The organism is Microbacterium sp. NPDC055521, from assembly GCF_053619695.1.
This window is the reverse complement of sequence record NZ_JBSHJX010000005.1, coordinates 39,697-51,837: the sequence shown is the minus strand read 5'-3', so window position 1 is coordinate 51,837 and position 12,141 is coordinate 39,697. Positions and strand designations below refer to the sequence as shown.

The following is a 12,141-nucleotide window of genomic DNA, read 5'->3' as shown; positions in this document are numbered from 1 at the left end:
CCCGTCGGGACGATCGGATGCTGTGGATAAGCCTCAGCGCTTACGCGAGGCGGCCGCGAATCCGGCGATGCGCGCCTGCGCGTCGGCCGTGTCGAACGCCGCGCCGATGGAGTCGGCCTCGGCGCTCAGCTGCTGCTCGAACGAGCGCGACGGCTGCGAGCGCACCAGGCGCTTCGCCTGCCCGTACGCGGCGGATGCACCGGCCAGCCAGAAGCGGGCGACCTGCTCGGCGCGCTCGCGCACAGCATCCGCCTCCGCCTCCGGATCGGCGCCGGAGACGGCCTCGGCGACGAGACCCCAGTCGACGGCCTCCTCGGCGGTCAGCATCCGATCCTGCAGCAGCAGCTGCAGCGCGCGACGCTCGCCGACCGCGCGTGCGAGCTGCGCCGAGACTGACAGGTCGGGCGTGAGTCCGATGTTCGCGTAGCGGCTGCCGATCTTCGAGCTCGCGCCGACGACCGCGTAGTCGCTGCACATCAGGATGCCCAGGCCGCCGCCCGCCGTGGTGCCGTGCGCGGCCGCGACGACGGGGAGGGCCGAGGTGGTCAGCGACAGGATGCCCGCGTTGATGACCTGCGCGAGGGCGGTGATCTCGTGCCCGCCCGACATGCTCGCCGACATCGCGACCACGTCGCCGCCGGCGCAGAAGGCGCGGCCGTTGCCGTCGATGAGGATGGCCCCGACATCGTCGCGCGCGACGGCCTCGGCGGCGGCATCCCGCCACGCGTGCGCCAGATCGGCGTCGAAGGCGTTCAGGCTCGCCGGGCGGTTGAGCGTGAGCCGGGCGAGGCCCTCGTCGATCGTGAGCTGAAGCGGCTCGGACATGGCTCTCCTTCGATGCGCAGGACGGGGTTTCAGCCTAGCTGGTACTGAGGGTCACACCGCCGGTACTGAGGCCCCGACCGGGGCTCAGTCCTCTGACAGGACGCGAACGACGAAGTCCTCCATGCGGTGCTTCGTGCCGTCGAGCCGCTGGTCGATCTGGCCAGGGGCCCGCACCTCGCTCGGCGCGAGCGGATGCGCGAGGCGCACGTTGTCGTGGCACGACAGGTCGGCGCAGATGTACGTGCCCGCGCTGTCGCCGCGGCGCCCCTTCGCCCCACCGCGCCTCGCGGTCAGCAGCGCCACCTGGCTGCCCGGCTGCATGGTGCGGCAGATGTTGCACATGCCCGAGCGCACCCGCGCCGGGTCGGTCGAGCGCAGCACGATGCCCATCGGATGCCCGTCGTGCTCGACGATCACGACCGCGCGCCGGCTCGATTCGGGGTCTCGCCAGGCGAGGAAGTCGATGTAGTCCCAGTCGGTCAGGACGAAGTCGTGCGGCATCCCGATCTGCTCGATCTCATCGGCATCGGCGTTCTTGATCGCTTCGCGGACCTGGGCCTCGGTGAGTGGTCGCATCGATCCAGTCTAGGAAGACCGGCGGTCGGTGAGGCGTCGCTGCAGCTCCTTGACCTCGTCGACGAGATCGTCTGCGGGCCCGTCGACCGGGATGCCGGGAGCGACCGTCTGCACCGGCAGCGCCGCCACCGGCCCTGGTCCGAGCCCCCACTCCTCGCGCCACTGCGACAGCTGCGCAGACGACGTCGCGTACGCGATGCGCCCGAGGCCCACCCAGGCGTGCGCGGCCGAGCACATCGGGCAGTGCTCTCCCGAGGTGTACACCGTGGCATCCGCCCGCTCCTGCGGTGACATATGCGCCGCCGCCCACCGCGCGATCTCGAACTCCGGATGCCGGGTGTGATCGCCACCGGCGACCCGGTTGCGCTCCTCGAGGAGCACCTCTCCGTCGGCGGAGACGATCAGCGAACCGAACGGCTCGTCGCCGGCGTCGAGCGCCTCACGCGCGAGGTCGACGCAGCGGCGCAGGTGGGTCAGGTCTGTGGCATCCATAACTTCCACCCTCTCATCCGGCTGCGCCGACCACACTTCGGGGGCCGACACTCCAGATGTCGGCCCGATCGCCGTGAAGCGTCCGTCATCTGGAGTGTCGGCCCCCGATCCGTAAGCCGTCCCGCCGTCCGGGCCGTCCAAGCCGTCCGGGCCACGTCGGGCGAGGCGCTACTCGCCCACCGCGAAGAGGCCGTGCGCTCCCCGTTCGGCGTCGATCATCAGATGCGACACGAACGGATAGGTGCCCTTCTCGGGGAACATCAGCTCGACGAACCCGCCCTGCGCGGGCTGCAGCGCCAGAGCCTGCGACCCGGTGTCGGCCGAGCGGTCGAGCAGATAGGCGCCCTCCGACCACACCGTGTCGAACTGGCCGCCGATGATGTGGAAGCTGCTCGGGCGCTCGATCCCGGCATCCAGAACCCACACCCGCACGCGCTCGCCGACCCGCGCCGGCAGCGGCGCATGGTCGTACTGGTTCGCGTATCCGTTGAAGGTGACGAGGTCGGGGTCTCCGGTGGCGATGCGGTCGAGGTCGACCATGCCGCCGTCGTGGTCGCCGAGGTAGTACTCGCCCTGCACGAGCACGTAGCTGCGGTCGACGGCGGGAAGGTCGTGGGGCTCGATGATCACCGCACCGTACATCCCGTTCGCGATGTGGGCGGTCATGGGCATGGTCGAGCAGTGATACATCCAGATGCCGGCGCGCGTCGCGGTGAAGGTGTAGGTGAGGCTCTCACCGGGAGGGATGGTGCGCATCGGCCGGTCGGGGGCGAGCGAGCCGGCATGGAAGTCGATCGAGTGCCCCATCGCGCCCCTGTTCTCGAGGGTGATCACGAATCGGTCGCCGACCCGGCCGTGCAGCAGCGGCCCGGGAGCGGCGCCGTTGTAGGTCCACAGCGTCTGCGTGACCCCCGGCGCGACCTCGCGCTTCTCGTCGCGGACGGTGAGGGTCATCTCGCGGGTGACCGGAGCATCGGATGCCGCAAGCGCGGGCAGCACGGCATCGTAGGGCGTGAATCCTGGCCCGGGCTCTGCCATCAGGTCGGGCGCGGTCCGGGTGCGGTCCGCCGCCCCGGGTGCCGATCCGGTCGCGCTGCCGTCCATGTGACTCATGTCGTGCCCACCGGCATCCGGTGTCGCGTGCGAGCCGCCGTCCGCCTCCGCGCCCGTGGCGACGATCTGCAGGGTCATGCCCATCTGCCGGTGCCCGAGGATCGAGCACCACCCGTCGAGATCGGCGGTGATGACGCCGACGTCGATCGTCTGCTTCTCGCCGGGGGCGAGTCGCCGGCCGGCGACGCCGTTGGCGAAGACGAGATCGTGCACCTGCTCGTCGTCGGTGTTCGCGACCTCGATCACCAGGCGGGTGCCCACGGGCACCTCGATGCGATTCGGGGTGAAGCGCATGTTCGCCGCTTCGACCCGAACCGTCTGCACGGGTGCATCCGCGGCTCCGGGGGGAGCGGCGCTCCAGCCCAGACCGACCGGATCGATCGCGGCGAGACCGGCCGAGACGAGCACCACGGCGAGCAGTCCCGCCACCGCCTGACCGGCACGCCGCCCCGGCGCCTGCTCCCCCTCGGGAACGATCGGACCGCGGCGGCGCGGGCCCTCGCCGACGTCGACGGGCTCGGCTGTCTTCGCGTGCCGCTGGGCGCGCATCGCGCGCCACATCACGATGAGGAACGATGCCATCGCGACCAGGTACAGCGCCGAGGCGACCACGCGCATCAAGCTCGACACCGGCAGCGCGCAGACGGCGAGCGCGGCGTTGGCCACGGTGACGCGCAGCACGCCGGCTGTGTCGAACGCGGCCGTGCCGACGCGCACCGGGGTCGGGCCTCCGCCCAGCACCACGGGCACGAGGTAGCTCAGCGCGCCGACGAGCACCTGCGCCGCGAATCCCGCGGCCAGGTACGGCACGACCTGGCCGAAAAGGGCGTCGAGTGCCGTGAAGCCGCCGCCGTCCAGCGCGGCGGCGACTGCCCCGACCGCGATCATGGCGACCGTGCCTGCCCACCAGATCAGCGCCGCCCCGACCGACAGTGCGGCGAAGGTGCGCGGAGCCTTCTGCCGCGCCGCGCGGAACAGCGAGACGAAGATGATCACCAGACCGACGACGTACGCGGCGAGTCCCGCAGCCACGACGAGCAGGTGCGCGACCGCGGCGCCGGCCGCCGCGACGACCACGCCGCCGGCGAGGACGGGCAGGGCCCGGGATGCCCCGGCCGCGGCGCCCTCGTCGGCGCGCGTGCGCAGGATCGTGGGCCAGAGCGTCACCACGGTGCCCGCCACCGTGAGACCGATCCAGCCGAGCACGTTGATCAGCGCATGCGCGACGACGACGTGAGGTTCGGAGTCGCCGCGAGCGAGCCACGCACCGAGCGCGGCACCCATCGTCAGCAGCGCGGCGGAGGTGATGTAGTACCGGATCGTGCCGCCGAAGCGGCCCGGCATGCTGCCGCGCACGCGCCGCACGAGCGACGCGGCGTGCCAGGCCACCGCCACGATCAGCACGGCGGCACCGGCGACCGTCACCGCCCAGACGCCGCTGAGCACGCCGGTGATCACCAGCGTCGTGGCCGAGTTCGACAGGATCAGCCGGATGCTCTGGTGCCGGCGGTCACGGTCGGTGGCGGCGCTGCGCAGCAGCGCGAACGAGAAGTACTGACTCCACACGAGGATCGCGTGCGTGACGGCGCCCAGCAGCAGAAGGTGGATCATCAGCCAGCCGGGCATCGGCAGCGAGCGGTGCGCGAGGGCGGCGATCACCGTGAGCAGCAGCCACACCACCGTCGGGATGTCGCGCAGGGGCCAGAATCCGCGGTTCTTCGTCATGACGCGCTCCCCTCGCCCGCGCTCTGCCCGCGCATCGCACTGTAAATGGCCGTCAGCACGAACAGCAGCAGGGCGACGACGCCCAGCACTCCCCCGACGCGCCAGGCCACCGGCATCCCGAGCCCGTCGCCCAGCCACACCCGCACGACGAGCGCGGCCTGCAGCAGGGCGATCGGCACCCAGAACGCCGGCCGGTACGGCAGGCGCACCCGCAGCACCGCGGGAAGGATCGTCGTGGCGTGCGCCATGATCATCGAGAACGTGTAGCCCAGGAAGACGGCGTGCACCACCGCGTCATAGGCCGGCTGCGCGGCGGGCATCCCGAGCAGCAGCACCAGAGCCGCGACCGCGAGCCAGACGTACCCGGCGAGGATGCACGCGGCCATGTACCGCGTCACACCCGTGCCGCGGATCGTGCGGCGAGCGACGTCGTGCACGACGAGCCAGCCGGTGAGCGAGAGCAGGGCCACGCCGAGCAGGATCGCCCCGGCATCGGGGAAGACGAGGCCGATGACGAGCGCGGCCGTCACCGCCCAGCCGTGCACGAGCAGCCGGATGCCCGCCCGCGGTCCCATCGTGATGCGGGCGAGCTCGACACGCTCGGCGGCGATGGTCAGCACGAGGAAGCCGACCAGCCACGGGACGACGCGGGTCATGGCATCCTGCCCGGTCCAGATCAGCGCCCCGGCGAGCGCGAGGCCCGCCGCGAGCAGCTGCGTGAGCAGCGCGTGGTCGTACTGCCGACGCCACAGCGGGATGTAGAGCCCGACGAAACATGCCGTGCCCGCAGCGAGCACGATCTTCGCGGCGACCAGCGGCACGACCGGGACGACGAGCAGGATCCCTCCGGCGCCGAGCAGTGCGGGCGCGGCGTAGCCGAGGGGCCGGGCGAGGGCGGTCGCCCGCTCGAGGCTGATCAGCGTTCCCACGAAGCCGAGCACCAGAAGCATGCCGTGCACCGCGGGCAGCCGCTCGGCCGTCACCGGGGCGGGCAGCCCGAGCAGCAGCAGCCCGGCGTCGAGCCCGGCCAGCAGGGCGAGGCCGGCGGGCAGCATCCACACCAGCCGAAGCCCAGGTCGGCGGCCGCGCGCCGGGCGCCGTGAGATACCACGTTCAGCGTGAGAAACCACGCGCGGCGGGGTTTCTCTCGCAGAATCCGGTTTCGCGGCTGGGGCGGCTGGAGCGGGGGCGGCTGGGCCCGGGGCGGGCGGGCGCGAGCCGGCGGTCACGATGCGCTCCGCAGGTGCAGGGCGCAGGCGCCGTCGGCGCGGAACGGCAGCAACTCGGCATCCGCCGTCTCGTCGCGGGAGCGCAGGATGCCGGCGATCATCCCCTCGTGCACCGCGCAGACGACGTCGGCGCGGCGGGCGGCCGCGGCGAGCAGCGGGCACCGGTGCAGCCGGATCTCGTCGCCGTCGTCGGTCGGCGCGAAGCCCTGCTCGCGCATGACGTCGAGGATCATCGCGCGGGGGTCGGCGGCGGCATCCGGATGCCGGGTCGCGATCTCATCGCCCCACTGCTCACCCGAGGCGCGGGCCTCGGCGACCGGGTCGGCGGAGACCCGGGTGAGGGTGTCGGCGAGCGCGAGCGCCAGGCCCGCGTACGGATCGACGGCGTCGGCGGGAGGCGTCTGCCAGCGCCACGCCGGTCGCCCGCGCCCCTGCACCTCGGCGCGCACCCGGCGCACGCGTCCGTCGCGGCGGAGCCGATCGAGGTGCTCGCGGACGGTGTTCTCATGCAGTCCGGTGGCGGCGACGATGTCGGAGATGGATGCCGAGGTGCGCGACTCGACCTCACGCAGGATGCGCTCGCGCGTGGACGAGTGCCGGCGGCCGTCCGCGCCGCGGCGAACGGGTTCGGCTCCGGCCACCTCTGTATTTTCCACGGTATCCAGTGTAGTAAAATCGAGCACGTAGCCCCACCCTCGGAGACGGAGAACCCCATGGGAAGCATCGAGATCCACCGGTCGCGTTCAGAAGCCACGTCGCAGACCGCCGGCGGCACCGGCTGCGCCTGCGGCGGCCACGACGAACAGCTGCCCGAGCTCGACGCGCAGGCCATCCCGCACGCGGTGCGTCACGCGGCGATCTTCGGCGCGATCGAGTCGCTGCAGCCCGGCGGCGCCCTGGTGATCTCGGCAACGCACGACCCGGTGCCGCTGATGACGCAGCTGCGCGGCAAGCACGGCGACACGTTCCACACTCGATACCTCGACGAGGGACCCGAGCGCTGGCGGATCCTGGTGCGCAACGCCGGCTGATTCGGCGGCGGTGCGTTCAGAACCCCGGGAAAGACGAAGGCCCTCGCATCGCGAGGGCCTTCGGTCTGGATGTGGCAAGTGAGGGATTCGAACCCCCGAAGCTTACGCGGCTGATTTACAGTCAGCTCCCTTTGGCCGCTCGGGCAACTTGCCAGTGCACACCCGTCCGGCTTTCTCAGCCAACCGGGGGCGCGAAGATCAAGCATACCGGTCGTCGGTGGCGGTGAGAAATCGAACGGTCAGCTGCCGAAAACGCCCCGTTCCGACTCGCGCAGCGACTCCGGAGTGCGCAGCAGGCCCCCCTGGGCGCGGCAGGTCGCCGCGGCGATGAGCATGGCGTCATCGAGCAGCTGCTGCCACTCGGCATCCGTCTTCGGCTCGGCGTTCGACAGCCCAGCAGCGACCGCCGCGAGGGTCGCATCCCCCGCGCCGACGGTGTCGACCACCGGGCCGGAAAGCGTCGCGATCGGCGCCCGGAATACTCCGGCGTCCGACTCGAGCACCGCTCCGTCGGCGCCCGCGGTGGCGAGCACGGCGCCTGCGCCGAGTCGGCGGAGACGAGCGCGCAGCGCGTCGAGGTTCCCGTCGTAGAGCAGGGTCGCATCGTCGGCGCCCACCTTCACCAGCGCCGCCCTGGCGGCCAGGCGCTCGAACCCGCGCACGAACTCCGCCACGTCGCCCATCATGCCGCTGCGAGGGTTCGGGTCGAGGGCGATGCGGGCATCCGCCAGCGCGTCGACCAAGGCATCCACCTCATCGGGCCGGTCGAACGGGAAGCAGCTGATCGCGACCACATCGGCCGTCGAGATCGCCTCGCGCGCCTCGTGGCCGTACCGGATGCTGCGGCCACGAGCCGCATCGTTGAACGCGTACTGCGGTTCACCGGCGGGCGACCACGTCACCACCGCCCTCGACGACCCGAGAGGGGCCGTGCTGTCGATCAGCCTCACGCCGTGATCGCGCAGGTACTCGCGGATGTGCTCCCCCGCCTCGTCGTCGCCGACCATCGCGATCAGCGTCGTCTCGACGCCCAGCCGACGCAGGCCGACGGCCACGTTCAGGGCGGCCCCGCCGACCAGTTCGCGCACACCCGCAGCATCCCGGATCTCATCGATCAGGGCATCCCCGATCACCACAGCAGTCATCCTGCGAGGGTACCGCGGGCGGTCGGCCGACGGGAGCCGGGGGACGGGAAAGGCCCCGGCCCTCCGAAGAGGGGCCGGGGCCTTCAACTCACTCCAGCAATCAGTTGTAGGTGCCGGGGGTGATGTCGTCCGTCGAGAACGCGTCGAAGTCGACGTAGCCGAAGTCGCCATCGGCGTACGCCCCGTCGGATGCGAAGATCCGGTTCGGGTAGCGCTCGCTCTTGGCCTCTTCCGTCGCCTCGACCGTGATGTCACGGTACTTCGACAGACCGGTTCCGGCCGGAATGAGCTTGCCGATGATGACGTTCTCCTTGAGACCGACCAGCGGGTCGCGCTTGCCCTCCATGGCGGCCTGCGTGAGCACGCGGGTCGTCTCCTGGAAGGATGCCGCCGACAGCCACGACTCGGTCGCGAGCGACGCCTTCGTGATACCCATCAGCTCCGGGCGACCCGACGCGGGGCGCTTGCCCTCTGCCACGGCCTCGCGGTTGATCTGCTGGTAGCGCTTCAGGTCGACCATCTCACCCGGAAGCAGCGTCGTGTCAGCGTGGTCGACCACGGTGACCTTGCGCAGCATCTGGCGAACGATGACCTCGATGTGCTTGTCGTGGATCGGCACACCCTGCGAGCGGTACACGCCCTGCACGCCGCCGACGAGGTACTTCTGCACCTCGCGGGCACCCATGACTCGCATGACCTCCTTCGGGTCGAGCGTGCCGACCTGCAGGGGCTGACCGACGGTGACGTGCTGGCCGTCTTCGACGAGAAGCGTCGCACGCTTCAGCACCGGGTAGACCACCTCCTCGTCACCGTTGTCGGGCGTGAGGATGACCTTCTTGGCCTTCTCGGTCTCCTCGATCGTGATGCGGCCGTCGGCCTCGGCGATCGGGGATGCCCCCTTCGGGGTACGCGCCTCGAAGAGCTCCTGCACACGCGGCAGACCCTGGGTGATGTCGTCGGCCGAGGCCGAACCACCCGTGTGGAAGGTACGCATCGTCAGCTGGGTACCGGGCTCACCGATCGACTGAGCGGCGATGATGCCGACGGCCTCGCCGATGTCGACGGTCTTGCCGGTCGCGAGCGAACGGCCGTAGCACTGCGCGCAGACGCCGACGGCCGAGTCGCAGGTCAGCACCGAGCGGACCTTGATGGTCTCGATGCCGGCCTCGACGAGCTTGTCGATCAGCACGTCACCCACGTCCTCACCGGCGGTGGCGACGACCTCGCCGGCCTCGGTGACGACGTCGGATGCCAGGGTGCGGGCGAACACCGAGTTCTCGACGTTCGCGTCGCGCGTCAGCACACCCTGCGAGTTCGGCGCGGCGATCGGGAGCTCGAGGCCCTTCGACGTGCCGCAGTCCTGCTCGCGGATGATGACGTCCTGCGAGACGTCCACCAGACGACGGGTCAGGTAACCCGAGTCGGCGGTGCGCAGAGCGGTGTCGGCCAGACCCTTGCGGGTACCGTGCGTCGCGATGAAGTACTCCGCCACCGACAGGCCCTCGCGGTACGAGGAGATGATCGGACGGGGGATGATCTCACCCTTGGGGTTGTTCACCAGACCGCGCATACCCGCGATGTTGCGGATCTGCAGCCAGTTACCACGAGCACCCGACGACACCATGCGGTTGATGGTGTTGTCCTCGGGGAAGTTCTCGCGCATCGCGGCCTGGACCTCGTCGGTCGCCTCGGTCCAGATCTTGATGAGCTCCTGACGGCGCTCGGCGTCGGTGGTCAGACCCTTGTCGTACTGGGACTGGACCTTCGCAGCCTGCTTCTCGTAGGTGGCGACGATCTCGGCCTTGTTCGGCGGGGTGAGGATGTCGCTGAGCGCGACGGTGACACCAGAGCGGGTCGCCCAGTGGAAACCGGCATCCTTGATGCGGTCCAGCGTGGCGGCCGTCTCGACCTTCGGGTACTCCTCGGCCAGCTTGTTCACGATCTGCGACAGCTTGCCCTTGTCGGCGACACCGCGCACGAAGGGGTAGCCCTTCGGCAGCGCGTCGTTGAAGATCGCCTGACCGAGCGACGCATCGACGAGACCGTGACGCTCGTAGCCCTCGGGGGCCTCGCCCTCGAGGAAGGTCAGCCCCGGGATGCGGATGCGGATCTTCGCCTGCAGGTCGAGGGTTCCCTCGTCCTTCGCCAGGATCGCCTCGGAGACCGAGCCGAACGCGCGACCCTCACCGGCAGCGCCCGCCTTGACCGTGGTCAGGTGGTGCAGACCGATGATCATGTCCTGCGAGGGCAGGGTGACCGGACGGCCGTCCGACGGCTTGAGGATGTTGTTCGAGGCGAGCATCAGCACGCGGGCCTCGGCCTGAGCCTCGACCGACAGCGGCAGGTGCACAGCCATCTGGTCACCGTCGAAGTCGGCGTTGAACGCCGCGCAGACGAGCGGGTGCAGCTGGATGGCCTTGCCCTCGACGAGCTGCGGCTCGAACGCCTGGATGCCGAGACGGTGCAGCGTGGGTGCGCGGTTGAGCAGCACCGGACGCTCGCGGATGATCTCCTCGAGCACGTCCCAGACCTCGGGACGGGTGCGCTCGACGGCGCGCTTGGCAGCCTTGATGTTCTGCGAGTGACCGAGGTCGATCAGACGCTTGATCACGAACGGCTTGAACAGCTCCAGAGCCATCTGCTTGGGCAGACCGCACTGGTGCAGCTTCAGCTGCGGACCGACGACGATGACCGAACGGCCCGAGTAGTCCACGCGCTTGCCGAGCAGGTTCTGACGGAAGCGACCCTGCTTGCCCTTCAGCATGTCGCTGAGGGACTTCAGGGCGCGGTTTCCGGTTCCGGTGACGGGGCGACCGCGGCGGCCGTTGTCGAACAGCGCGTCGACGGCCTCCTGCAGCATCCGCTTCTCGTTGTTGACGATGATCTCGGGGGCGCCGAGGTCGATCAGACGACGAAGACGGTTGTTGCGGTTGATGACGCGGCGGTACAGGTCGTTCAGGTCGCTGGTCGCGAAGCGGCCACCGTCGAGCTGAACCATCGGACGCAGCTCCGGCGGGATCACCGGCACGACGTCGAGCACCATCGCGGCCGGGCTCATGCCGGTCTCGAGGAACGAGTTGACGACGGTCAGGCGCTTGATCGCACGGATCTTGCGCTGACCCTTGCCCTCCGAGATCTGCAGGTGCAGGCTCTCGGACTCGGCCTTCAGGTCGAAGGTCTCGAGGCGACGCTTGATCGCCTCGGCACCCATGTGCGCCTCGAAGTACTGGCCGAAACGGTCCTGCAGCTCGTGGAACACGTCGTCCTCGGGACGCAGCACGCCGACCTCGAGGGTGCGGAAGTCCTCCCAGACGCGCTCGAGCTTGGCGATCGCCTCGTCGGCACCCTTGCGGGTGAGAGTCATCTCCTTCTCGGCGGCGTCCTTGACCTTCTTCTTGGCGTCGGCCTTGGCGCCTTCTGCCTCGAGAGCAGCGAGCTCCTCCTCCAGCTTCGCCATCCGCTCCGCGATCTTCGCGTCGCGGCGGTCGCCGAGCGTCTTCAGCTCGAGCCGGATGTTGTTCTCCTGCGTGGCGAGGTCGCGGTGACGAGCATCCTCGTCGACCGAGATCACCATGTAGGCGGCGAAGTAGATGACCTTCTCGAGGTCCTTCGGCGCCATGTCGAGCAGGTAGCCGAGGCGCGAGGGAACACCCTTGAAGTACCAGATGTGCGTCACGGGAGCGGCGAGCTCGATGTGACCCATGCGCTCACGACGGACGGAGCTCTTGGTGACCTCCACGCCGCAGCGCTCGCAGACGATGCCCTTGAAGCGGACACGCTTGTACTTGCCGCAGGCGCACTCCCAGTCGCGGGAGGGTCCGAAGATCTGCTCGCCGAAGAGGCCGTCCTTCTCGGGCTTCAGCGTGCGGTAGTTGATCGTCTCGGGCTTCTTGACCTCACCGAAGGACCATCCGCGGATGTCGTCAGCGGTGGCCAGGCCGATTCGAAGCTCATCGAAAGTGGTTGATTCGAGCACTAGTTCTCCTGTGTAGAAAAAATCTGTCG

At 70.0% G+C, this 12,141-nt stretch carries 9 protein-coding genes and 1 tRNA gene; 1 reads left to right on the top strand and 9 read right to left on the bottom strand.

All coding sequences use genetic code 11. The features are described from left to right. Positions 1-33: 33 nt before the first annotated feature. The 6 genes from ACWGSM_RS06885 to ACWGSM_RS06860 all read right to left on the bottom strand — a co-directional run bounded on the left by ACWGSM_RS06885 (position 34) and on the right by ACWGSM_RS06860 (position 6,616). The gene (locus tag ACWGSM_RS06885; RefSeq protein WP_452322185.1) at positions 34-825 is read right to left on the bottom strand and encodes an enoyl-CoA hydratase/isomerase family protein; all 792 of its coding nucleotides are present in this window, start codon (positions 823-825) and stop codon (positions 34-36) included. Positions 826-909: 84 nt separating this feature from the next. Then, positions 910-1,401, bottom strand: a complete 492-nt coding sequence (locus ACWGSM_RS06880) for an FBP domain-containing protein (RefSeq protein ID WP_452322184.1) — start codon at positions 1,399-1,401, stop codon at positions 910-912. A gap of 9 nt (positions 1,402-1,410) precedes the next feature. After that, a complete protein-coding gene (locus ACWGSM_RS06875; RefSeq protein ID WP_452322183.1) occupies positions 1,411-1,893 on the bottom strand; it encodes a nucleoside deaminase in 483 nt (160 codons plus the stop codon). Between the two features lie 168 nt (positions 1,894-2,061). Then, positions 2,062-4,731 (bottom strand): multicopper oxidase domain-containing protein, encoded by a 2,670-nt coding sequence (locus tag ACWGSM_RS06870; protein WP_452322182.1) that lies wholly within the window; start codon positions 4,729-4,731, stop codon positions 2,062-2,064. Continuing rightward, positions 4,728-5,786 (bottom strand): hypothetical protein, encoded by a 1,059-nt coding sequence (locus ACWGSM_RS06865; RefSeq protein WP_452322321.1) that lies wholly within the window; start codon positions 5,784-5,786, stop codon positions 4,728-4,730. The genes ACWGSM_RS06870 and ACWGSM_RS06865 overlap by 4 nt, the downstream gene beginning before the upstream one ends. 170 nt (positions 5,787-5,956) lie before the next feature. Beyond that, complete coding sequence (locus ACWGSM_RS06860; RefSeq protein WP_452322181.1) at positions 5,957-6,616, bottom strand: helix-turn-helix transcriptional regulator; 660 nt, start codon at positions 6,614-6,616, stop codon at positions 5,957-5,959. Between the two features lie 57 nt (positions 6,617-6,673). Here ACWGSM_RS06860 and ACWGSM_RS06855 point away from each other — a divergent pair, with 57 nt between their 5' ends. Continuing rightward, positions 6,674-6,991, top strand: coding sequence for a DUF2249 domain-containing protein (locus tag ACWGSM_RS06855; protein ID WP_313357669.1), 318 nt, complete (start codon positions 6,674-6,676; stop codon positions 6,989-6,991). A 72-nt stretch (positions 6,992-7,063) separates the two neighbouring features. Here the strand turns inward: ACWGSM_RS06855 and ACWGSM_RS06850 are convergent. The 3 genes from ACWGSM_RS06850 to rpoC all read right to left on the bottom strand — a co-directional run bounded on the left by ACWGSM_RS06850 (position 7,064) and on the right by rpoC (position 12,112). Beyond that, positions 7,064-7,144, bottom strand: a tRNA-Tyr gene (locus tag ACWGSM_RS06850). 86 nt (positions 7,145-7,230) lie between these two features. Continuing rightward, positions 7,231-8,136 (bottom strand): PfkB family carbohydrate kinase, encoded by a 906-nt coding sequence (locus tag ACWGSM_RS06845; protein WP_452322180.1) that lies wholly within the window; start codon positions 8,134-8,136, stop codon positions 7,231-7,233. A 100-nt stretch (positions 8,137-8,236) separates the two neighbouring features. Then, on the bottom strand, positions 8,237-12,112 hold the full coding sequence (gene rpoC, locus ACWGSM_RS06840; protein ID WP_452322179.1) for a DNA-directed RNA polymerase subunit beta': 3,876 nt from the start codon (positions 12,110-12,112) through the stop codon (positions 8,237-8,239). Between the last annotated feature and the right edge of the window lie 29 nt (positions 12,113-12,141).